The sequence below is a fragment of the Algoriphagus sp. Y33 genome (genome assembly GCF_014838715.1).
Classification (GTDB): domain Bacteria; phylum Bacteroidota; class Bacteroidia; order Cytophagales; family Cyclobacteriaceae; genus Algoriphagus.
Genome location: NZ_CP061947.1, coordinates 5,224,575 through 5,245,798 on the forward strand (window position 1 = coordinate 5,224,575; position 21,224 = coordinate 5,245,798).

General features: G+C 42.0%; 22 protein-coding genes, 1 pseudogene and 1 riboswitch. Of the genes and pseudogenes, 11 read left to right on the top strand and 12 right to left on the bottom strand.

Annotated elements, in window-relative coordinates; all coding sequences use genetic code 11:
* Positions 1 to 14: 14 nt before the first annotated feature.
* On the bottom strand, positions 15 to 1,235 hold the full coding sequence (locus ID165_RS21395) for a voltage-gated chloride channel family protein (protein WP_370539710.1): 1,221 nt from the start codon (positions 1,233 to 1,235) through the stop codon (positions 15 to 17).
* A gap of 180 nt (positions 1,236 to 1,415) precedes the next feature.
* Here ID165_RS21395 and ID165_RS21400 point away from each other — a divergent pair, with 180 nt between their 5' ends.
* A complete protein-coding gene (locus ID165_RS21400) occupies positions 1,416 to 2,306 on the top strand; it encodes a TIGR01777 family oxidoreductase (protein ID WP_192347459.1) in 891 nt (296 codons plus the stop codon).
* 34 nt (positions 2,307 to 2,340) lie between these two features.
* Here the strand turns inward: ID165_RS21400 and ID165_RS21405 are convergent, their stop codons facing one another.
* From ID165_RS21405 to ID165_RS21415, 3 genes are read right to left on the bottom strand one after another with little or no spacing between them, the layout of a single operon-like run.
* Positions 2,341 to 2,514, bottom strand: a complete 174-nt coding sequence (locus ID165_RS21405) for a PLDc N-terminal domain-containing protein (protein WP_192347460.1) — start codon at positions 2,512 to 2,514, stop codon at positions 2,341 to 2,343.
* Positions 2,515 to 2,524: 10 nt separating this feature from the next.
* Positions 2,525 to 2,746, bottom strand: coding sequence for a PLDc N-terminal domain-containing protein (locus ID165_RS21410; RefSeq protein WP_192347461.1), 222 nt, complete (start codon positions 2,744 to 2,746; stop codon positions 2,525 to 2,527).
* On the bottom strand, positions 2,747 to 3,022 hold the full coding sequence (locus tag ID165_RS21415; protein ID WP_192347462.1) for a PLD nuclease N-terminal domain-containing protein: 276 nt from the start codon (positions 3,020 to 3,022) through the stop codon (positions 2,747 to 2,749).
* 94 nt (positions 3,023 to 3,116) lie between these two features.
* On the opposite strand from ID165_RS21415, the gene ID165_RS21420 reads away from it, so the two are divergent.
* The 5 genes and pseudogenes from ID165_RS21420 (at position 3,117) to ID165_RS21435 (ending at position 8,945) form a co-directional block, all read left to right on the top strand.
* On the top strand, positions 3,117 to 5,672 hold the full coding sequence (locus ID165_RS21420; protein WP_192347463.1) for a M14 family zinc carboxypeptidase: 2,556 nt from the start codon (positions 3,117 to 3,119) through the stop codon (positions 5,670 to 5,672).
* 115 nt (positions 5,673 to 5,787) lie between these two features.
* On the top strand, positions 5,788 to 6,906 hold the full coding sequence (locus tag ID165_RS21425) for an amidohydrolase family protein (RefSeq protein ID WP_370539711.1): 1,119 nt from the start codon (positions 5,788 to 5,790) through the stop codon (positions 6,904 to 6,906).
* 221 nt (positions 6,907 to 7,127) lie between these two features.
* Positions 7,128 to 7,235 (top strand): annotated as a pseudogene (locus ID165_RS27165) (hypothetical protein); the annotation flags it as partial.
* An 84-nt stretch (positions 7,236 to 7,319) separates the two neighbouring features.
* Complete coding sequence (locus ID165_RS21430; protein WP_192347464.1) at positions 7,320 to 8,141, top strand: LytTR family DNA-binding domain-containing protein; 822 nt, start codon at positions 7,320 to 7,322, stop codon at positions 8,139 to 8,141.
* A 168-nt stretch (positions 8,142 to 8,309) separates the two neighbouring features.
* Positions 8,310 to 8,945: an intradiol ring-cleavage dioxygenase gene (locus tag ID165_RS21435; protein WP_192347465.1), complete on the top strand. Its 636-nt coding sequence runs from the start codon at positions 8,310 to 8,312 to the stop codon at positions 8,943 to 8,945.
* Positions 8,946 to 9,043: 98 nt separating this feature from the next.
* On the opposite strand, the gene ID165_RS21440 is transcribed toward ID165_RS21435, so the two are convergent.
* A complete protein-coding gene (locus ID165_RS21440) occupies positions 9,044 to 11,431 on the bottom strand; it encodes a TonB-dependent receptor (protein ID WP_192347466.1) in 2,388 nt (795 codons plus the stop codon).
* 127 nt (positions 11,432 to 11,558) lie between these two features.
* Positions 11,559 to 11,655: riboswitch (TPP riboswitch) on the bottom strand.
* A gap of 160 nt (positions 11,656 to 11,815) precedes the next feature.
* Between ID165_RS21440 and ID165_RS21445 the strand changes: the two genes are divergently transcribed.
* The 3 genes from ID165_RS21445 to ID165_RS21455 all read left to right on the top strand — a co-directional run bounded on the left by ID165_RS21445 (position 11,816) and on the right by ID165_RS21455 (position 13,870).
* Complete coding sequence (locus tag ID165_RS21445) at positions 11,816 to 12,661, top strand: fumarylacetoacetate hydrolase family protein (protein WP_192347467.1); 846 nt, start codon at positions 11,816 to 11,818, stop codon at positions 12,659 to 12,661.
* 213 nt (positions 12,662 to 12,874) lie between these two features.
* Positions 12,875 to 13,312 carry a hypothetical protein gene (locus tag ID165_RS21450; protein WP_192347468.1) on the top strand — a complete coding sequence of 146 codons (438 nt, stop codon included), beginning with the start codon at positions 12,875 to 12,877 and terminating at the stop codon, positions 13,310 to 13,312.
* Positions 13,313 to 13,438: 126 nt separating this feature from the next.
* Complete coding sequence (locus tag ID165_RS21455; RefSeq protein ID WP_192347469.1) at positions 13,439 to 13,870, top strand: secondary thiamine-phosphate synthase enzyme YjbQ; 432 nt, start codon at positions 13,439 to 13,441, stop codon at positions 13,868 to 13,870.
* 4 nt (positions 13,871 to 13,874) lie between these two features.
* Here ID165_RS21455 and ID165_RS21460 read toward each other — a convergent pair whose 3' ends face one another.
* From ID165_RS21460 to ID165_RS21490, 7 genes are read right to left on the bottom strand one after another with little or no spacing between them, the layout of a single operon-like run.
* Positions 13,875 to 15,272 (bottom strand): hypothetical protein, encoded by a 1,398-nt coding sequence (locus tag ID165_RS21460; protein WP_192347470.1) that lies wholly within the window; start codon positions 15,270 to 15,272, stop codon positions 13,875 to 13,877.
* Between the two features lie 23 nt (positions 15,273 to 15,295).
* The gene (locus ID165_RS21465) at positions 15,296 to 16,228 is read right to left on the bottom strand and encodes a polysaccharide deacetylase family protein (protein ID WP_192347471.1); all 933 of its coding nucleotides are present in this window, start codon (positions 16,226 to 16,228) and stop codon (positions 15,296 to 15,298) included.
* 57 nt (positions 16,229 to 16,285) lie between these two features.
* On the bottom strand, positions 16,286 to 16,552 hold the full coding sequence (locus tag ID165_RS21470; RefSeq protein ID WP_192347472.1) for a hypothetical protein: 267 nt from the start codon (positions 16,550 to 16,552) through the stop codon (positions 16,286 to 16,288).
* A gap of 30 nt (positions 16,553 to 16,582) precedes the next feature.
* The gene (locus tag ID165_RS21475) at positions 16,583 to 16,879 is read right to left on the bottom strand and encodes a hypothetical protein (protein ID WP_192347473.1); all 297 of its coding nucleotides are present in this window, start codon (positions 16,877 to 16,879) and stop codon (positions 16,583 to 16,585) included.
* Positions 16,869 to 18,104, bottom strand: a complete 1,236-nt coding sequence (locus ID165_RS21480) for a serine hydrolase (RefSeq protein WP_192347474.1) — start codon at positions 18,102 to 18,104, stop codon at positions 16,869 to 16,871. Before ID165_RS21480 ends, ID165_RS21475 begins: the two co-directional genes overlap by 11 nt.
* Positions 18,101 to 19,159, bottom strand: a complete 1,059-nt coding sequence (locus ID165_RS21485) for an aminotransferase class I/II-fold pyridoxal phosphate-dependent enzyme (protein WP_192347475.1) — start codon at positions 19,157 to 19,159, stop codon at positions 18,101 to 18,103. The genes ID165_RS21480 and ID165_RS21485 overlap by 4 nt, the downstream gene beginning before the upstream one ends.
* A 9-nt stretch (positions 19,160 to 19,168) precedes the next feature.
* Entirely contained in the window at positions 19,169 to 19,591 is a 423-nt protein-coding gene (locus ID165_RS21490; protein ID WP_192347476.1) for a VOC family protein, read from the bottom strand.
* A 61-nt stretch (positions 19,592 to 19,652) separates the two neighbouring features.
* On the opposite strand from ID165_RS21490, the gene ID165_RS21495 reads away from it, so the two are divergent.
* Positions 19,653 to 20,564: a patatin-like phospholipase family protein gene (locus ID165_RS21495; RefSeq protein WP_192347477.1), complete on the top strand. Its 912-nt coding sequence runs from the start codon at positions 19,653 to 19,655 to the stop codon at positions 20,562 to 20,564.
* Positions 20,542 to 21,159 (top strand): bifunctional 2-polyprenyl-6-hydroxyphenol methylase/3-demethylubiquinol 3-O-methyltransferase UbiG, encoded by a 618-nt coding sequence (locus ID165_RS21500; protein WP_192347478.1) that lies wholly within the window; start codon positions 20,542 to 20,544, stop codon positions 21,157 to 21,159. Before ID165_RS21495 ends, ID165_RS21500 begins: the two co-directional genes overlap by 23 nt.
* The last annotated feature ends 65 nt before the right edge of the window (positions 21,160 to 21,224 follow it).

The following is a 21,224-nucleotide window of genomic DNA, read 5'->3' on the forward strand; positions in this document are numbered from 1 at the left end:
GCTTTTGAAAAATATCAATCATTCTTTGAGGGCTTATTTTGGAAGAAGGTAAAAATCCCATCTTTCGGGTACAAAAGTAATTTCTTATCCAGATTTTGTGAAGAGTATATACTTGATCTGCCGCTGAAAAGGTAGGCTATCATGCATGCAATTCCCAGAAATATTCCGCTTTCGTATCCAAACAGCTCCATTCCCATCACTGTACATGCCATCGGTGTATTGGTTGCTCCCGAAAAAACCCCCACAAAACCCATTCCCGCAAGAAGAGCAAGGGGAAGGGGAATCCAAGGGGAAAGTGCATTGCCCAGCGTCGCTCCCGTGAAAAATAGAGGAGTGACTTCACCGCCCTTGAATCCTGCTCCCAAAGTAAAACTAGTCAGGCCTGTTTTTGCCAGCCAGTCGTACCAGGGCAGGGGTGTTTCAAATGCCTCTACAATCCTTGGAACGCCTAAACCAATGTAGGTAGTATTGTCCGAAATATATACAAATCCCGCTATCAAGAGTCCGCCTATGACCGGACGAAGTGGAGGATAGGTGATGAAGTTGGAAAATTGATGAGAAAAAAAATGAGTGCTCTGGGCAAATAATCTCCCGGAAAGACCAAAAGCTATTCCCGCCGGAATGATCCATAGTAGATTGGCCAAAGTAGGTGGAGGAACTAGGTCAATAGAATAATGGGTATGCCCGACACCAAAAAAAGATGCGCAAACCCAATTGGCCACTAAAGCTGTCCAGAAGGCTGGAAAGAGTGATTTCCAGCGAATTTTTCTATGATGCATCCATTCTAAGGCAAATATTGCTCCTGCAAGAGGCGTCCCAAATATCGATGCAAATCCTCCGGCAACTCCCGCAATTAAAATGATTCTACGATTTTCGGGATTAAGGTGAAAATATTTCGTTAATTGATCAGCAAGAGATCCTCCCATTTGCACCGCAGTACCTTCCCTTCCTGCGGATCCTCCAAATAAATGAGTCAAAATCGTCCCAAATAGCACAAGAGGAGTCATTCTGAGGGGAATTGGCTTTTCTGTTTTGTAGAGCTCATCTAGGAGAAGATTGTTCCCTTTCACAGAATTTTCTCCATAGTGATAATAGCTCCATCCGATCACAAAGCCTGCAATGGGAAGTAAAGCAATGATCCAGAGATGAGATTCACGATAAGCTGTAGCCCAATTTAATGAGATAAGAAAAACAGCAGAGGCAGCACCGGAAAGCAGACCAACTAAGAGGCTCAATAGGGTCCAGAGTAGGATGTACCGAAAAATAGAAGTGCTGTTCAAACTGAGATAATCAATAAGTTAGGCCAAATTAGGAATAGATATTGGATTTAGTAAAGTACACCTAGCCTTATATTTGGCAGAGGAGGCCAACTTATTTGGAAGTTCTAAGGTTATCTAAGTATAATTCACCCAACTATGAAAAATATTCTTATTTCCGGAGGTTCTGGTCTTATTGGCCAGAAAATTACCCAGCTACTGGAACTGAAAGGATATTCAGTGGCATGGCTTAGCCGATCTCAGCAAAAGCAAAAATCTTTTCTATGGGACGTAGAAAACCAAAACATAGATCCAGAAGCAGTTGAATGGGCAGATGCCATTATTCATCTGGCAGGTGCCGGAGTTGCTGAAAAGCGATGGACAGATGAGCGCAAGAAACTTATTCTGGATTCCAGAGTTCGGAGCACCAGGTTGCTGTATAATGCCATTGAGAATGCTACTGCAAAGCCGAATGCTTTTATCTCTGCCTCTGCTGTGGGCTATTATGGGTTCGATACAGGAGCTTCTCTGATGGACGAAACCCAGGAATCCGGTTCCGATTTTCTCGCCAAAGTAGTGGTGGCTTGGGAAAATGAAGTGAAGAGAATGGAAGAACTGTATCTGCGCACAGTGATGTTGCGGATAGGAATAGTGCTGGATGCGGAAGGTGGGGCGCTGGGAGAAATGATGAAACCGCCCATTGCTGCGCCACTCGGAAAAGGTGATCAGTGGATGAGCTGGATTGCTATTGAGGATCTGGCGAGGATGTTTGTGTTTGCCTTGGAAAAGACTACACTACAGGGTGTATTCAATGCGGTGGGGCCCAATCCTGCAACTAATCAGCAGCTAACCCAAGCCGCTGCCAAAGCCAAAGGGAAACCTTATGTGGGAATTGGAGTGCCGGGCTTTGTGCTGAGACCTGTGCTTGGAGAAATGGCCGCAATGGTACTCGGAGGCAATCGTGTATCTTCTCAAAAAATCCAAAAGGCTGGTTTTGAATTTGAATGTCCTGATTTAGTACCTGCACTGAAGTATATCTATAGTGATTGAACGAATAAGTTAACAAGTGGATTTCAAACGCATTTCAAATCCTTTTTCCCCTACCGATCAAAAACCAAAGTATAGTTCCCACGAAGGGTAATAAAATCACAATGATTATCCATATTAATTTGTCATTTTGATTGGCAAAGTTGCTTATGATCACATCATAGATCGTGAATGCATAAATGGCCAATCCGATTATTCCAAGTCCAAACATTTTAAGAGGATTAAGTTGTTTTTGTACCTTTGCCCATAGCGAGATATACTACCGCCCCGATAACTTGCGCAAAAAGAATAATCACAATCCAGATTATTTTCATATTAGGATCTTTAAATTCTGACCGCAGGATATCCACCAGACAATAAATCCAAAGGATCGTATAGATAAGGCCAAATAAAAGGAAAATAATACCTCCACCGCCTATATTTTGAATAAAAAGAAGTGACATTTAGTTGTTTTGTGAAGTATGGTTAGTTGAAAATCCTGGATTAAACTTTCTGAAATTATTTTTGGACCTTCTATTCATACTGAGGTATAAAAAAGTCCCAATTACAGGTATAAATAAAATAATAAGAGCCCAGATCAGTTTCATAGGATTTTCTTTGAAATCAGAGCGAACCATATCTACCAGGGCATAAATCATAAAGGTGAAATAGCTGATCATCACCGAGAATGTTACTACTTGCCAATAAACTAGCCCATTTCCGGGAGATATTAAATCCATATGTTCTCTTCAGTTATTTTTACCATTGAACCAAAATAGCTTTTTTTGCTTAATTAAAGTAGGAATTTAGCCAAAAGTTAACCCCCAAATCTCTATGAAAAAAAGCCTGCTTTCGCTGCTTTTGTCCTTTTTTACGCTGTATACGTATGCGCAGGTCGACTTGAGCTACTATTTACCAACTGGATATACCTATGACGAATCTATCCCTACACCAAAGGAAGTGCTGGGATATGAAGTGGGAGAATGGCATGTGAGCCACGATCAGCTCGTGATGTATATGAAGGCTGTAGCTGATGCATCAGACCGGGTGACTTTCGAAGAGATCGGAAGAACCTATGAGAAAAGACCTCAGGTGATGTTGACCATTACTTCTCCTGCCAATCTTGCGAAGATTGACCAGATTAAGGATGAACGTAAAAAACTTCGTGATGCTGGAGCCACAGTGGATATTGAAAAAATGCCAATAGTAATGTTTATGGGATATTCGGTACACGGGAATGAGCCTAGTGGAGCCAATGCTGCTCTTTTGGCGGCTTATCATTTTGCTGCCGCAAGGGAAATAGAAGGTGATTTGGACAACATGGTTTTGCTATTGGATCCTGCTATTAATCCCGATGGACTCAACCGCTTTGCGTCTTGGGTGAATTCGCATAAGTCATATAACATGAATGGTGATCCAAATAATGTGGAGTTTAGCGAAGCATGGCCAAGAGGTAGGACGAACCATTACTGGTTTGACTTAAATCGGGACTGGCTACCTGTTCAGCATCCGGAATCCAGAAACCGTGTTCGGATTTTTCAGGAATGGCTTCCTAATATCCATCTGGATTTTCATGAAATGGGAACAAACAGTACCTTCTTTTTCCAGCCTGGCGTACCTGCAAGAATGCATCCCCTTACTCCTGAGAAAAATTTTGAGTTGACCGAGAAGATTGGAACCTATCATGCGAAGGCCTTTGATAAGATAGGCTCTCTGTATTTTAATCAGGAGAGTTATGATGATTATTATTATGGAAAGGGATCAACTTATCCTGATGTCCAGGGGTCGATTGGGATTTTGTTTGAGCAAGCCAGCTCTAGAGGACATTTGCAAGAAAGCGTGAATGGTATGTTGAGCTTTCCTTTTACCATCAGAAATCAATTCACAGCTAATCTTTCATCTTTTCAGGCGGCCAAGGAAATGCGCCAAGAATTGAATCAATTCATGAAGGGTTTCTACAATGACATTCAAAATGAAGTTGACGCCGACCCAAACAAAGCATATATTTTTGGAAGTATAGGAGACGATGCCAGAAGTTATCATTTAGCAGATTTGATTCTGCAGCACGACATACAAGTCTTTAGTCTGAATGATGATATCACTGTAAACGGCGCAGACTTTAAGAAAGAGAATTCTTTTATTGTCCCGGCAGATCAGCCTCAGTACAGATTGATCAAGGCAATGTTTGAGACAAGAAATACATTCACCGATAGCTTGTTTTACGATATATCTGCATGGACGTATCCTATGGCTTTCAACTTGGATTACATGGCACTGAACAGTCAGATTCTAAATCTGGCAAGTGTAAATGAAATCACAAAAAGTTCTATTGCGTTGGCTCCGGGAGAGGTTTTGGGCGATGTGGGTGCATATCAATACGCTATGGAGTGGACGGACTATTATGCTCCTAAGGCCGCCTACAAATTGATGAATGCAGGTTTTCAGGTTAGAGTCGCAACTGGAGAATTTACAACTGAAGATGCCAAGAGTTTTGGAAGAGGCACTTTATTGATTGGTAAAGGAGACAGTGGACTGGATGATCAGGCTTTTTATGATAAGCTGTCTGAAATAGCGGCGGAATCTACTGTGGATATCTACGGGCTGACTTCAGGATATACCGGAGGTCTGAATATAGGTTCACCGAATATAGTGCCTTTGGATAAACCGGAAATCGCTTTGCTCGTAGAAGGGGGAATAAATAGCTATGAGGCAGGTGAGATCTGGCATTTGTTGGATCAGCGCTATGAAATGCCGATCACCTTATTGTCCATGGATAGAATAGGCGGCAATACGCTGGAGAGATACAATGTTATTCTAATGCCTGATGGAAGATACAGTAGTTTAGGAAAGAGTGGAGCAGCTACACTCAAGTCTTGGGTTACCCGTGGAGGAACGCTGCTGGCAAAAGGAGGAGCTATTCAATTTCTTGCCGAGAATGAAGTTGGAGATTTTAAGTTTAGAGAAGCAGCTGCCCCTGAAGCGGGATTGCAGAAAAGCTATGCAGACTATGACAATGCAAGAGGTGCAAAAGTGACGGGAGGCGCGATTTTCAATGCGAAGCTGGATCTGACTCATCCGATTGGCTATGGCTATCTCAATTCAGCTATCCACACATTCAGGAATGACAACTTATTTTTGGAGCCTTCAGAAAATCCGTATGCAAATCCGCTGGTTTATACAGATAAGCCTTTGGCTTCAGGATACGTTCACCCTTCAAATCTCCCGGGAATCCAGAATGGATCTGTGATTCAGATTTCGGGTGTGGGAAGAGGACGTGTTGTCGCTTTTGCGGATAATATGAATTTTCGGGCATTTTGGTTTGGGACAAATAAACTTTACATGAACGCAATTTTCTTTGGGCAAGTCATCCAAAGTGGTACAACGAGATAAGTAAACTTCAATAAATTAAATCCCGGGCCTTGATCCGGGATTTTCTGTTTCAAATTGTGCTAACTCTTTAATAAAATTTTGCGTAAGCATCCATATTCTATTCTAAAAACATCGTATGAAGACTTCTACCCGATTTTTGATTAGTTCTTTTTTTTCACTGATATGTTGTGCTGCAATGGCTCAAGACATGAGTTTTGAAGAGTATAATCCCCCTTCCACACTCAAAGTCCCAGAGCATCCGGTGCAGCGGGCTAAGTTCCCTTTTGTGGATATTCACAGTCATCAAGGAGGGATCAACGAGCAAAGAATCGGAGAACTGATTGCGGAAATGGATGAACTCAATATGGGTGTTATGGTAAATTTGAGCGGTAGGGGTTTTGGTCGGGGAGACAGCAATGCACAGCAAGAATACATAAAGGGCATGCTGAAGGAGTTCAATGCCTATGCTCCGGGGCGGTTTATGGTATTTACCAATTTAAATTTTGCAGGGTTTGGGGATGAGAATTGGACAAGGATAGCAGTTAAGGAATTGGAGGAGGATGTAGCCGCTGGAGCAAGTGGATTGAAAATTTATAAAAGCTTGGGGTTGAATGTAACTGATATTGAGGGGAAGAGAGTGCCTGTAAATCATCCCGATTTGGATGCTGTATGGGACAAAGCCGGAGAATTGGGAATTCCCGTGATCATCCATTCAGCTGATCCTGCCCAATTCTGGCAGCCAATGGATCCTACCAATGAGCGGTGGCTGGAGCTGAAGACTCATCCAAACCGCCAACGAGGAGCTGATAATCCCGCACCCTTTGAGCAGATTATGGCTGAGCAGCACGATGTGTTTGCGAAGCATCCGGAGACGACTTTTATCAATGCGCACATGGGCTGGATGGCTAATGATCTGGAGGCAGCTTCTGCCCACTTGGAGAAATATCCGAATGTAAACTTTGGCATCGGCGCCGTGATCGCAGAGTTTGGACGGCAGCCGAGAAGAGCGAAGGAATTTTTTGAAAAATACCAAGATCGCGTACTGTTCGGAAAGGATGCTTATAACAAGGAGGAGTTTTATACTTATTTCCGTGTCCTTGAGACGGAGGATGAGTATTTTCCTTACTACAAAAAGTACCATGCTTTTTGGGCTATGTATGGTCTAGGACTATCTGATGAGGTTTTGAAGAAGTTGTATTACAAAAATGCGCTGCGGATTGTACCGGGAATGGACAAGAATGTTTTTCCGGATTGATGGGGGTGTTTTCCCGCAGATGGCCGCTGATCTGTCCCGCAGATAATCGCTGATTGAAAACGCTGATCACCGCTGATTTTGGACTTTGTCTGTCTACAGTTCTTTCATCCCCGATTCTTATTATGTAAAGCAGCTTGACATAGCATCACGTATATGTAAAGAGAATCGAAAAATCTTTTGACTATGTAAAAAAACTATAGCTTTTCTTTACTGCCGCAAATTATCTTAATAAGCTGGCAGAAGATGGAGTACTGCGAAAGGAGAAACTGGGCACAGGGAATTACTATGTAAATGAGAAGCTGTTTTCCTTACTTTCAGTTAGCTCCTAGCGTAAGGGTTAATGGATTCTGTGTCCGCACAGGTCACAGAAAATTCAACTGGGTAAATTATAGACGAAACAAATAGGCAGATTGATGAGTCCGATATTCCAAGAAAAGAAGCTCAGAATAAAAGCGACACTAAAATACCTAGTCGTTCTGATTTTGGTATTGCTGGTGACGATCTTTCAGGATTATTTGCATTCACGGTACAATGCTTATTCCTTTTATGCCTCAGAATCCTTTCTTTTTAATATGTTCTGGATTCTGATTCTACCGGTGGCCCTTATCTTCAAGAGAGCCTTTACAAAGAATGCCACTCTGGCCCGAATACATGTGCTATGGGTAAAAAGGATTATTTTCATCCTCCTCGCCTCTTTTTTACACATCCTACTTTTTGCGGGGATGGTCCATGTGGTTTCTGCACTATTCTATGACCATACCTTTAGCTTTTTCGCAAACCTTAATTATACGATTGCACAGGATTTGTATAAATACTTGCTGATTTATTCGGTGCTTGCATTGGTGCTGTTGCGTAGGGAGAGCTTGAAAGCTGAAGAAACGGCTAAAATAAACCAGCTGAAACGGATAATTGTGGATTCAGGAAGGAGTAAAAATGTTATCAAAACCGAAGAGATTTATTATATCAGGGCAGAAGTACCCTACGTTGCTATTCATACTTCAGAAAAGAAATATTTCCAAACAACTACGCTCAAGTCAATTTTAGAGCGTCTACCGCCGGAGAAATTTGTAAGAGTTCACAAATCCACGATCATTAATCTCAGTAAAGTAGTGTCGTACAAATCACGCTTAAACGGTGACTATGATATCCGGCTATCCAATGAGCAGGAGCTTCGGTTGAGCAGAAATTATCTCGATAACTTCAGGCAGAGATTTACCTCACATCAATCGTCTTGAGGTAATTTATCCTCTGCTGGGGTGATTTGATTTTTTAGGGGGACGAATTTTTCTAAACTTTTGGAAAAAGCCAAACTATGAAATCGAGCATGTCGAAGACGACACACACTGGGATGATTATCCCATATGCGAGATTCCATGTGACCATTGAAAAACAATTATAAACACATGAAAAATCTCACTATCGCCATTCTAATGTTACTCCTGCAAGTTAGTTATGCCTGCCAAAGTCAAACAAACTCTTCTAAAAATGACCGATTCGTCGGTGGGGGCTATGAAGGCTGTGAAGCTATTTTTGAATTTGGAGATAAGAAGCTTAGTCCTGTAGATACCCTCCCTCTTTATTTCGAAAATAAGCCGAAATTGGAAATAATCGGCAGCGTATTTCATAAAGACGGAAAAACTCCTGCTGCCAATGTGATTATCTATATCTATCACACCAACAGGAAAGGAGAATATCAAACCTGCGGAAATGAAAAAGGCTGGGCAAAGCGTCATGGTATTATTAGAGGATGGGTGAAAACAGATAAGGATGGGAAGTATACTTTTTTCACGTTTAGGCCAGGGGCATATCCGACTAGAGATGAGCCTGAGCATATCCATGCCACCATTAAGGAACCGGGAAAAACTGCTTATTATCTTGATGACTTTGTGTTTGAGGATGATCCGATCTTGACCCTTGAAATGAGGAGAAAAATGGCTAATAGAGGCGGATCCGGTATTATGAAACCAATCCAAGTCCATGATATGCTTACGATTCGCAGGGATATTATCCTAGGTCAAAACATTCCCGACTATGAGTAAAAAGATGGGATGTCGCCTAGATTGACCTAAATAAATAAAGCATGGACTCACTCAGAATCGTTCTGAGTGAGTCCATGCTTCTTTTTGGTTTTTTACTTCTAGAACTTTAGGCTCAAGCCCAACATAAAGTTGGTGCCGGCCATCGGGTAGTAGTAATTCTCTGTCACCAATTCCTTTTGGCTTTCACCAGGCACGAAATAACTGAAAGTATAGCCGTTTGGCTCGTACATTTCATTGAAGATATTATTGACCATCAGGTTCAGTTCAATACTTTTGAAATACCTCGGTTGAACCGAATAACTCACGCGGAAATCGTTCGTCAAGAAAGCATCCAATGCGCGGCTGTCATTTCCGGTATTGTCCAGAAACTGTTTGCCTACATACTTGCTCATCCAGTTCAGGGATAAATTTTTCACCGGTTTAAATTCGATTATTGCCGAGGAAACCACATTTGGAGAAAAGGCGATGTCTGTGTCTGAGTAAGAAATCTGTTCCTGGGTAAACTCATCCGTGCTGTAATCATCTATGTATTCAGTAAATTCCTTGATCTTATTTTGGCTCAAAGCCAAATTAGCACCAATAGTCCACCGCTTTGAAAGTCTATAAGCACCATCCAGTTCTATTCCTGCACGGTAAGAATTAGGTACATTTTCCCGGATATAGGCACCTACATTATTGATCTGCCCGGTAAGGATCAGCTGATCCTTATAGTCCATGTAATAGAAATTTGCATTGTAATTGAACTTGCCGCTTTGCGCTCTGATTCCAGCCTCTACATTGTTTAGCCGTTCAGCTCTGGGGACTTCGGTAATTGGATTGTCTGTAAAGTCAGCCCGTGTAGGTTCACGGTTTGCCACAGCATAGCTTGCATACAAGGTTTTGTCATTTTTCTCATAACTCATCCCCAACTTGGGATTGAAAAAGGTGTACTTTTCTTCTCCATCCACAATTCTCCCATCGTCATTCACCCCCACAAAGGAGTAATCGATCCCTCTTACCTGCAGGTCTCCAAAGAGATTTAAACCGGCAGAAACTTCGTGAGTAGCTTTGAGGTAGATGTTTCGATCATCTTTGACCGCATTGTTGTCATAATAGCGATCCCGGATGTCAGTATTTCCGGCGATTCTGGCCCAGATGATTTCTCCAAAGTGATCCCCATCGTAGCGGTTGGCTCCACCACCTAAAGCTACATCCCATTTTCCATTGTCAGAGATATAGTTAATAGAAGCAACGGCACCGTAGAAGTCATTGTCCAACCATCGCCTCCGGATAATATCTGTGCTGCTGATCGTAGAATCTCCGATGATGACATCGGGCAGGTTATAGCTGGAAAAGTCATCATCTTCCCTATATTGCTCATAATATCCGCGACCATAAGTGTAGTGCAGCGCACCATTTACTTTCCAATTGCTGCCTAGTTTACCTGCGTATATTAATTGGTAGTGATCCTGCTGATAATTGTCGGTCTCATTTTCGTAAGTGTAGTAATTGAAGGTTCTGTCCTCTTCAAGTTTTGATTCTGGTAGCCCATACCAGCTTTGGTAAGTTTTTTCTTTTCCTGAGAAAACATTCATCTTTAGGACATGATTTTCTCCATAATATCCTGCGGAGACGAAGTAGGAACTCAAGTCTGAAGAAGCCCGGTCTACATATCCGTCAGAGGCTATTTTTGAAAGGCGGGCATCCACCGCAAAGCGATTGTTCAAAAGCCCTGTTCCTACCTTAACTGTATGTTTTCGCGAATTAAAGGAACCAACTGAATTGTCAATTTGTGCATAGGCATCATCCTGTCTTGTGTCCGTTTGGAAGTTTAAACTTGCACCAAAAGTAGCTGCACCGTTTGTGGAGGTTCCCACCCCACGCTGAATCTGGAGATTATCCACAGAAGAGGCGAAGTCAGGCATATTTACCCAGAACACACCATGGGATTCCGCATCATTCATGGGGATACCGTTTACAGTTACGTTGATCCGACTTTGGTCTGAACCGCGAATTCGCATTCCTGTGTAACCGATCCCTGCGCCGGCATCAGAATGTGTAACTACCGAAGGGGTAAAATTAAGCAACATTGGAATGTCTTGTCCAAGATTCCTTATGGCGAGTTCTTCCTTAGTTATCTCCTGAAAGGTGGTGGGAGTACTTTGGGATGCCCGGGTAGCTGATACGATAAATTCCTCCGTCATCAGATCTGTCGGGTTTAATCGTATGTTAAGTTTTCCGGAAAATGGCACCTCCAGCGTCTGCTTGAATGTGCTGTACCCGATATAAGAAACGCGTAGTTCTAGTTTCCCTTCTTGCAATTTATTTATGGTGAAAAGACCATTTTCGTCAGTTACACTGCCTTTACCCTGGTTTTCTGCCCATACTGAGGCTCCTACTAATGCTTCGCCGGATGATGCGTCCATCACTGTTCCGCTGAGGCTTTGTTGTGCCCAAGCTGAAATTGAGCCCAAGAATAAAGCCAGTCCAAGAAATACTTTTTTCATGTGTAATAATTCCCTTGCGGGAGATTGAGTGAAACATTGGAAAGCTTTAGGGAAGCTTGCCGTTTTTTGTTTACCCTGCCGCATTGGCAAAATCCAGAAACCGGCTAGATTTTTTGATTTTGCTGCTTGCAACGTTTGTTCATTTCCCTTCGCCGGCATTACCCGGATCAGGTCGTATGGGTATGATCTCAGCCCGTTTTGTTAAGGCACCCCCTATGATCTAATAGCAAAGGTAGTGGTGAAAAGTTGCTTAGCAAATCAGGGGAGTGGAAATCCGTTTTTGACTAGTCATAAGACACCGGTTAGTTAATAAGCCTTTCCTTTCCTTTTTTTACGTTTCTCTCGATTCTTTTTCCTAAATTTCTAACCAAACCCTATTAACCTATGAAAATTTACAAATTGCCTTCGGGCACACTTTTGCTTAATGGAACTGAAGCTTTTTTCGGCCCGGAAATAAATTGGGATGCCCTACTGGCTCGAGAAGACCTAAAAGATTACCTGAATAAGGAATCGAAAACGTGGAAAACCCTTTCTCCGGAAGAAGGCTATGAATTGATTGCGAAGGGAATTTTGGCACCGATGGGAAACCAGGAAATTTGGGCGGCAGGGGTGACTTATTTCCGTAGCCGAACAGCTAGAATGGAAGAGTCTCAAGATGCCGGTGGAGCGGATTTCTATGACAAAGTCTATAATGCAGATAGACCGGAGTTGTTTTTCAAAGCAACTGCTAGTCGGGTATCGGCACCCGGAACTACGGTAAATATCCGAAAAGACTCTACCTGGGATGTGCCCGAGCCGGAACTGACTTTGGTGATTTCTCCCTCGGGAAAAATTCAGGGGTACACCTGCGGGAATGATATGAGTAGTAGAAGCATAGAAGGGGAAAACCCACTCTATTTGCCTCAGGCGAAGGTTTATGCAGGTTGTGCGGCGATTGGCCCCTGTCTTTTTATCACGGATAAAGCCATCGAAGAAACGGCTACCATCCGATTGGAGATTTTCAGAGAGGATGTTTTGGCATTTTCAGGGGAAACAGCCCTGACCCAGCTGAAGCGTAAACCGCAGGAATTGGCGGATTGGCTTTTCCGTGCGAATACTTTTCCAATTGGCTGCTTTCTGATGACAGGAACGGGAATCGTACCGGATGACTTTACACTCGAGGTGGGAGACAAAGTGAGAATTAGTATCGATGAGATTGGAAGCTTAGAAAATTTCATCGAAAAGATCTGATCTGTAGCGTTTTGAGGAGGTGTTTCGTAAGGGATATATATGCTGGTCTTTTCTATAAATCCAAATTTTATGAAGTCATCTATATTTAGTCTATTTGCTGCCTTTTTCTTGTCAGGAGAGTAAGATCTGGAGTTTTGGGTAGACGGCGGCTGGAGTGTAAGCTCCCGTAAAAAGTAAAATCTTAAACCATAAATCTTATCAAACCTAATTGCTATGAAAAAGTATTTATTTGTCGTTTTACTTTCATTTGTTTTTCTCGCATGTGAAAAGTCGGATAACCCTGATGTATCAAAAATGCCGCAGGAATGGACTTTGATAGGCTATAAAAGTGCTTGGGTTGCTGATCCACAACTAATGCCAATAACCGATACGGTTTACAACTATAGGTTGGAGAAAAACGGTTCATTTGTGAAAAACATTGGAACGCATCGTTTGACCGGAACCTATGAAGTGGATAATACCACAAGCGATAGAACTTATATTTCGCTGAATTATGACGAGGAATCCCTTAAGCTTAATGAAGAATCAGGGAGAAACCTTATTCATTATTGTGGGCAGAATTATGAGCCATTTGCAGTATTGGATCCCACGACTATATCCGGCAGCTGGAGTGAATGTGATGGACCCAACTTGATTTTCCGGAAGAGATAAAATAAAGTCTTAGGACATTTCTTTTACTTAGCTCTGTAGATCCTACGGAAAAGTGGTGAATATTAGTCCCTTCTCCTTTCCACCGATGCTATAGTAAATGAATGGTCTGCTTTCCACCTTCGTTTTATGACTCAATTTTTCCAACATAAACTTCGTTTGCCGTCATTTCCTTCGGGGTATCACCTGATCACCGAAGAAGTAGAAGATGCTATACCGGAAATAGCCCTCATCAAAACGGGCTTTTTACAGGTATTTATCCAGCATACTTCGGCCGCCTTGACTATCAATGAAAATGCTGATCCTACTGTGAGAAGGGACTTTCAGATGTTTGTAAATGAATTAATTCCAGAATCTTATCCACGTTTTATCCACACTTATGAAGGGCCGGATGATATGCCGGCGCATATTAAAGCCAGTTTTTTTGATACCGGCCTCCAAATTCCCATTTCCGGTGGAAAACTTGCCATGGGAATTTGGCAGGGAATTTACCTGTGCGAATTCCGTAGAAACGGTGGGAGTAGAAGTTTGATGCTCACGGCTTTTGGGGAAACTAACTAGAACCTTATTCTTTTTTAGCTTCAATTTTCACATGCGCCCCTGTCATCAAGATTCTTCGAAATCCTTCTTTGGTATCTGAGCTTACTTCTTTGCCCAGAACTTTCATCTTTGAGAATTCCTCGGGAAGTTCAATAGAAATACCCGCTTTCTTTTGGCTTTGGTTAACTTCTACGACGATTTGATTATCATCGGAACTAATAGTAATGTTAAGCTTATTATCCTCGATCCATAGACTCTCGACAGTAACTTCTTTCCAATCTTTCGGGAAATTTGGACGAATATAAGTTACTCGATTTTCTGCGTCCCCATGAATTCCCATCAACAGCAAGCTCATAGGTTGAATCAGCTCCCAGGAAGGATTGATATGTCTTGGTTTGTCTTTATCCAATAAAAATAACTGCCTGTCGATTTGAGAAATAAATTCCCTACTAAGCTTACTGAGGACTAGAAGAAGCTCATCCGGATTACTTACTGCGCTTGTAGGTCCACCGGTGTTAGTAAATTGATATAAACCAACCGTATACTTTCCCCAGTCGTAGGCATCCTGAATTTCTTGATCAGGAATTGTGATCTTGGCAGTTTTAGTCAGAGAATCTATCCGTGCAAAATTTTCATCCCAATCTGAAAAAAGATCAGCTCGAAGATCAGCCAAGGTTTGAATAGCAGTGAATTCATTTTGATCTGACCCGGCGATGAAAATGGGAATTACCTGTTCGTCCCGTGGAGCCAATGTCAGGGAAACTTCAAATCCTGCACGGGCTCCCAATTCGGATACTTGGGTAATACAATCTGAATTAATAGGGTTCAAGTTCAGACCCACAGCACTTCCCCAGACTACATACCAATCATTTTCATTATCCTTGGCGGTGAAAATTCCAGTCATTTCATCGAAAATAATGCGGTCATCTGAATTGTTTCCGAAGGTGCTATCCATCAATATGCTGGGTTTGAGATCTGTATTGGCTTGAAATTGGAACTGGATGTTTTTTGGAGAATTGCCCACATTCTTAATGTAATAAAGCAACGTGGCTCCTAGTTTATCTTGGCTGAGAATTTGGAGTTGATGTATTTCCAAATTCTCTTCATCAAGTTGAAAATGTGTTTTCGCAGCAAAAGGATATTCAATGAAGCTATCCGGAGAATTTAGGCAGATTAATTCAGTTTCCCTTTTGACAGCAGCGGAGAAACCACTCAATAGTTGTATGGTTTTCAAAGAAATAGCGTGTTGCTTTCCGCTGATTAAGATTTTCTTATTTCCCAATGAGAATTCGGATGCGTCATTGACCTCGACAGAAGGCAATTTTTCCAAACTTTTCAAAAGAAGAGCTTCCTCGGATTGCGGTCTCTTACAGGCAAAATTCAGTAAAGAAAGAGTGAGAACAGCGAAAAGGTAGCGGAACATGACATACTGATTTTGCCTTAAAACTACATTGTTTTGCCAACTTCTCTCCATGTTACCAGTTTCACGTTGTTCTTTTCTATTAATTCTCTGGCTTTATCACTGGTGAAGAAATCATAGTCTGTCTGCCTCCAGGGAGCATGGAAGGAGTCGTGTCCTTTCGTCACAGCGTTCATTTCTTCGTCATCAAAGGCTAAGTGGATAAGAATCACATTCAGTCCCGGCTGGATATTGTTTAGCGCATCTGAGTAAAAAGTCTCCATTCCTGATGCATAATCTTTTGACTCAGCCATAATAACCTTGTCGACTAGAGGAAATTTATCCACTTCAATTTCTGAAAAAAGCACTGGATTGTTTTTAACTATTCCATCTATCATTTGTTGGTTGATCATGGCCGGGATTTTCAGTTCCTGAGCGATTTTGAGATATGAGGCCAGGTATTCGGGGCGACCGAAAAAGACGCAGCCCATATGTGAATCCAAGTGTGTGGGAGTGATTCCCATCTGGTTTGCCGTTTTGATCTGCGCAAGGATTTCTTTCTCTACCTCCTCGGGGCTGGCATTTGCGGTTACTTGGGCACAGTCAGGATACATATGTCCCTTTTCATTGGCCAAACCCGGGACTGCTGTTCTGCCAGCTTCAGGCCCCCAGTTGAAATTAAGCCATTCATTGGTAAGGGTGATGTGGATTCCTATATCCGCATCAGGTATTTCCTTAGCCATTTCGCCCACTTCTGCAGACCATCCCGTAGGTACCATCATACTGGTGGAATTCACCAGTCCCTTTTTCATCGCATCAAAAGTTGCTTTGGTCTGAGAATGCGATACTCCCACATCATCTCCGTGAATAATTAGAAGTTTGGTGTCGGCAGGATATCCAAGCTTTTCGGCTAGGTTTTGAGAAAAGGTAATTGTAGGCAAGAATGCCAAAAGGAATAGAAAGTAGCTCAGGTTCTTCATCTTGGGTTGTTGTTTACCCTAAGATACATTTCTGATTTTTCTAAAGTTGCAGAAATTCTAATTCCTATAGTTTTTAGCCTTAATTCGAAATACCCAGATATAGCTAAAAAACGTGGTGAATACTTGAAGAATGGCTAAATAAAGCCAAGTTGAAGGCTGCGCCAAAGGCTCAAAATTTATGGTATTATTGTAATACAGCTTGGAAATAGTTAATGCTGCTAACGTAGCAGGGAGGACAACGACCAACCAGAAATTTATAAACGATCGGTAAATAAATGGTGCTTTCTTTTGGATAGAAGGACGCTTGGATGTGTGTTTTTTCATTTTGGTTCTGAATATACCCCCTGAAATGGATCAGGGTTTTTCTCTAAATTTCTTCGACTTTGGTTTGTAATCTCTATAGTACATCCAAGTGCCGAATATCACTTGAAATAGTAAAAATTTCGCATAAGTAGAAGGCAACTTAAATAAATCGGAGTCAAGTGAGCCTTGGGAAATTAGATAAGTCACGATGGCAGTGATAATTCCGGCTGGAAGGATTAAGACCAGCCAAAAATTGAAGAATGAACGGTATAAAAATGGCATGCTGTTCTGTTTCATAAGCTGGCTGTTTTCTTTGGCTATGTCAGTTCCTTTTTTTCTAGTACTCAAATTTGAACAGGTTTAAATTTGCGGGAACCGTCTTTTTTCGTTTAGATTCTAATTTGTAAAGATAATCTCCTAATTCTGCAAAGAAAGGAAAGCCAATTTCTTCATATTCATACCGGTCATCATTGAGTGTTTCGTTCTCGTTTACATAAATCGCGGCTGAGACAAAAAACTCTACACCCTTTTCAAAATCGACATAATAACTTGCATCTATCAAATGCCCATAAGCTTGTCCGGTTTTATTGAAAAGGCGGAGGTTTCTAGGGATGTCTTTTTTATCGTTTCTATCCAGATAAAATTTAGAGAAGGTATCCCAGTATTCTTGCTTAGGATATGCAGGAAAATCACTCTCAGCAGGAAGCATACTCATGTATTTCAAAACAAATGCTCTTTGATCCTCCGTGATGCTAAAACGTTCGGATTCCACAAATGACGTGGGGAAAATTATTCTTTCCACTATACCATGGAGATCTGACAGTGCAAGCTTATTCTTAAAGGTGAAATCCATTCGATGCTGCACCAGTGAATCTTCCAGGTAAAAGGCCTTTCCGATTACTGGGTTGTCGACATTTGAATAGTCAGTTTCAGTAACCCGTTCCGGAATGGTCAGAATAGTATTGCCAACTGAATCCACAAAACGAACGGGGTTGGTGATTCTATTTTCTTCTGGACTGGCCGAAAAGCTGAGCCTGTGGTTGATAATGGTTTGTTCCAGTCCTTTTTCTTTCAGTTTTTGGTTGATGTAGTCCTGTCCCAGTAATTCGTATAAGCGGTTATAGGCGTCGTTGTTTGATACCAAAAGAATCTTTTTGATGTAATGTGCAATGCTGGGAAGAGAGTCTTTGGAAGAGAAGTCTACCAAAGCCGGAACTTGGGAAGGACGGACCGAATCAATCAGCATGCTTGTCTTGGCAGTCAGACTTTCGATGTTTTGCTCTTCTAGCCACTCTAGCGCTAGTATAGCAACAGGTAATTTGACGGTCGATGCGGGATAGAAATATCGCTTATCGTCTAGATTTACTGTATAATCAGTGAACAGGGCATTGCCATGTTCGTTTCGGTCGATTTGGGTATAGATTAGTTGAACTTGATATTTTTCTACATTTTCCAGAACTTTCTTGAGTGTGGGGTAATCAGCAAGACCATCTTCAAAGGGTGTTTTTTCCTTCGGAGCGCATGAGGTGATCAGAGCAACCAAGAGTAGTAATTGTGCAAAATGCTTTATCATCGCGACAGATCTTGTAGTAGTTGATTAAGATATTTCAAGTCTTCCGGTTCATGAAATGCTGAAATCACGATTCTGTTTATACTGGGACTTTCGGGTGTAGGGTATGGAAAGGAAGAGGTTATAATTCCTGCTTTTTCCAGTTCAGCCAACCAGGTAGGGTCTGTATATGCGAATGCAGGGAAATAGCTGCTACCTAGGATTTGAGAAATATTGGCTGTTTCCTGGGCAAAAATTCTGCAGGCATCCTGTAGCCAGTCTTTTTTCTTTAAGTAGAGTTCCTCAGTGTCCAGGAATGTTTTTAGATGAGCCGGTGAGCCGGGAGAAGCCCCACCAAACAGGGGTGTTGTTTTGATTTTATAGATTTGAGCTCCACCTCCCAAAACGATTCCCGCGGGCAAGCTCAGCCCTTTTCCCAGAGAACCTGATACCAGCAAAGTGAAAGAGGGATCTAGCCATTGGCGGTAGGTGCCATATATGCTATTTCCCAACGTTCCGAAAGCGTGACTATCATCTATCAGAAGGCTTACTTTATGCTTTTGGGCGATTTTTTTCACCCAATCGTATGAATGGATTTCGCAAAGAAATGGATCTACAGCATTGCCTATTAGAAGTATTTCTCTGGGGGGAAGGGCTTCAGATTGTTCTAAACACTGATTTTTCCATTGTATAAAATTAAATTGTATAGATTGGAAATAATTGTCAGGGACTACAGCACTATGTGCATCAGGAGCTATCCATATTTCATCAGCTTCCTTATGCATTGATTTCCACGCTGCTATGCCTGCCAGATATCCCGAACTGAAAACGGCAGCGGATTCGGCTCCTGCTTTGCTAGAGAAGTAATCCTCAAACTCATCAAAAATCTCCAAACGAATATTATTGATTCGACTTTGTCCATGATTAGCTCCGAGAAGAAAGAGATTGTCTGATAGGGCATTCAGAAAAGTCTTGTCCTGTGCAATTCCCAGATAGGAGGTTCCGCTGAAATAAAGACATTCTTTACCTTGAATTGTGATTGTACGATTGATTGCCGAATTGAGGTAATGGTTTTTCAAAACGATTAATTAATTGGCGAAAATCTGAGTTTCATCCTGAAAGGACTTGAATTCCAGTGCATTGCCACACGGGTCTAGAAAGAACATAGTAGCCTGCTCCCCAACTTCGCCCTGAAAGCGGATGTATGGCTCGATCACAAACTCAATTCCGTGATTTTTCAATTTCTCGGCAAGTTCGTGCCATTCTTCCCAAGGCAAAATTACGCCAAAATGACGAACAGGGACATATTTGCCATCCACAGTGTTGCTGTGCGCCAATGCCAATTCCTCCGGTTTGACATGTGCTGAAAGCTGATGTCCAAAGAAATTAAAATCGATCCATTTGTCAGTACTTCTTCCTATTTCACAACCAAGAAGTTCTCCATAGAATTTTCTGGTTTCCGCAATATCCCGGATAGGGAAGGCTAGGTGAAAGGGTTTAAATTGACGCATAAATGTGTACTTTCGTTGTAGGTTTTTCGGCTTCAATTTAGTTGTTTATTCCCTAATTAGTATGGAGAAAGGCAAATCAGTATCATTGGTTTTGAGCAGCGGCGGAGCCCGGGGATTAGCGCACGTAGGTGTGATCGAGGAGCTTGAGAAGCGCGGATATCATATTGCCGAAATTGCAGGTTGCTCAGCAGGAGCCCTTGTCGGAGGCATGTATGCAGCGGGCAAAATGGAGGAATTTAAGGATTGGATTTGCCATTTGGATAGGTTGGATGTCTTTTCTTTGATGGATTTCACATTTTCTACCCGAGGATTTATCAAGGGTGATAAGGTATATAATGCCTTGAAAAAAGTGATTAAAGATTGCCAGATCGAAGACTTGGGCATCCCTTTCTATTGCAATGCCGTTGACTATATAAGCGGAAAAGAAGTGGTTTTTAGGGAAGGGAGTTTGTATGCCGCCATCCGGGCTTCGGGAAGTATTCCTACAGTTTTTCAACCAGCGAGGTACCATCGTTATGAGTTGGTAGATGGAGGAGTTTTAAATCCGGTACCTCTTTCACTGTTGAAGCAAGCTGATGAAAATATAGTCGTTGTCGTTGGTCTAAATGCTGCTGATTCTGAATTGGTAGTTCCTCCGAAGAAAGATTCTACAGGTAGGAAATTCATTTCTATGCCTGCATGGATGGTCGAGTATAGAAATAAAATGCGGCAATACTTTCCTGAGCAAGATAAAATAGAAAGGCCTACTTCGCTCAGTTCGATTGGACTTATGACTCGCTCGTTTGATCTGCTTCAAGACCGGTTTTCTGCCTTATTGATTGAAAAGTATCAGGTGGATGTTACTGTGCAAGTTGCCAGAAATCAAGCCGGAACGTTGGAATTTTACCGTGCGGAGGAGCTGATAGAAATCGGCCGTGAAAAAGCGATTCAAGCCTTAGACAACTGGGAAAATGGGAATCTCCGAACTGAATAAATTACTTGGAAATATAGATATCTATCTACTGGATCAGATTCTTAAAGGCAGGTTTTCGAAAGATATGAGGATTCTTGATGCCGGCTGTGGAGAAGGTAGAAATGCTGTGTATTTCATCAATGGAGGATATCAGATATTTGGAATTGATCGAGACGAAACGGCTATTCAGTACTGTAGGTATATGGCAAGCAGTCTGGACAAGAGTTACGACGTTTATCGCTTCCAAGTGGGTGGATTGGAAGAGATTCCTTTTCATCAAAAGGCGTTTGATGCAGTAATCTGTTCCGCAGTTCTTCATTTTGCTCAGGATGAATCCGCTTTCTGGCAGATGATCAGTGAAATGTTGCGCGTGCTAAAGCCCGGCGGTATTTTATGGTTTAGGATGACGACAGCTTTTGGCGGTATGTTGGAACAAAGCCAATCGGTGGGGGAAGGTAAATACTTGCTTCCTGATGGTTCCGTGAGATTTTTGTTGACTCAGAATCAGTTGGATAAATTGGAAGAAATGGGCATGAGACTTTTGGAACATCCAAAATCTGTTTTGGTACATGGTCAGCGCGCCATGGGAGTTTTTGTGATGGAAAAGAGAGGTTGAACTCTCGCCTCGGTTCGTGCGACACGAACCGAAATAAATTTGAATGTTTGTGAGACAAAAACATC

Excerpts from the sequence above, each read along its gene's own strand:
- ID165_RS21430 (WP_192347464.1), top strand. The coding sequence starts at position 7,320 with ATGAGTCCGATATTCCAAGAAAAGAAGCTCAGAATAAAAGCGACACTA.
- ID165_RS21450 (WP_192347468.1), top strand. The coding sequence starts at position 12,875 with ATGAAAAAGTATTTATTTGTCGTTTTACTTTCATTTGTTTTTCTCGCA.
- ID165_RS21435 (WP_192347465.1), top strand. The coding sequence starts at position 8,310 with ATGAAAAATCTCACTATCGCCATTCTAATGTTACTCCTGCAAGTTAGT.
- ID165_RS21460 (WP_192347470.1), bottom strand. The coding sequence starts at position 15,272 with ATGTTCCGCTACCTTTTCGCTGTTCTCACTCTTTCTTTACTGAATTTT.
- ID165_RS21455 (WP_192347469.1), top strand. The coding sequence starts at position 13,439 with ATGACTCAATTTTTCCAACATAAACTTCGTTTGCCGTCATTTCCTTCG.
- ID165_RS21425 (WP_370539711.1), top strand. The coding sequence starts at position 5,788 with ATGAAGACTTCTACCCGATTTTTGATTAGTTCTTTTTTTTCACTGATA.
- ID165_RS21465 (WP_192347471.1), bottom strand. The coding sequence starts at position 16,228 with ATGAAGAACCTGAGCTACTTTCTATTCCTTTTGGCATTCTTGCCTACA.
- ID165_RS21445 (WP_192347467.1), top strand. The coding sequence starts at position 11,816 with ATGAAAATTTACAAATTGCCTTCGGGCACACTTTTGCTTAATGGAACT.
- ID165_RS21495 (WP_192347477.1), top strand. The coding sequence starts at position 19,653 with ATGGAGAAAGGCAAATCAGTATCATTGGTTTTGAGCAGCGGCGGAGCC.
- ID165_RS21400 (WP_192347459.1), top strand. The coding sequence starts at position 1,416 with ATGAAAAATATTCTTATTTCCGGAGGTTCTGGTCTTATTGGCCAGAAA.
- ID165_RS21405 (WP_192347460.1), bottom strand. The coding sequence starts at position 2,514 with ATGTTTGGACTTGGAATAATCGGATTGGCCATTTATGCATTCACGATC.
- ID165_RS21420 (WP_192347463.1), top strand. The coding sequence starts at position 3,117 with ATGAAAAAAAGCCTGCTTTCGCTGCTTTTGTCCTTTTTTACGCTGTAT.
- ID165_RS21500 (WP_192347478.1), top strand. The coding sequence starts at position 20,542 with ATGGGAATCTCCGAACTGAATAAATTACTTGGAAATATAGATATCTAT.
- ID165_RS21440 (WP_192347466.1), bottom strand. The coding sequence starts at position 11,431 with ATGAAAAAAGTATTTCTTGGACTGGCTTTATTCTTGGGCTCAATTTCA.
- ID165_RS21410 (WP_192347461.1), bottom strand. The coding sequence starts at position 2,746 with ATGTCACTTCTTTTTATTCAAAATATAGGCGGTGGAGGTATTATTTTC.
- ID165_RS21490 (WP_192347476.1), bottom strand. The coding sequence starts at position 19,591 with ATGCGTCAATTTAAACCCTTTCACCTAGCCTTCCCTATCCGGGATATT.
- ID165_RS21480 (WP_192347474.1), bottom strand. The coding sequence starts at position 18,104 with ATGATAAAGCATTTTGCACAATTACTACTCTTGGTTGCTCTGATCACC.
- ID165_RS21470 (WP_192347472.1), bottom strand. The coding sequence starts at position 16,552 with ATGAAAAAACACACATCCAAGCGTCCTTCTATCCAAAAGAAAGCACCA.
- ID165_RS21415 (WP_192347462.1), bottom strand. The coding sequence starts at position 3,022 with ATGGATTTAATATCTCCCGGAAATGGGCTAGTTTATTGGCAAGTAGTA.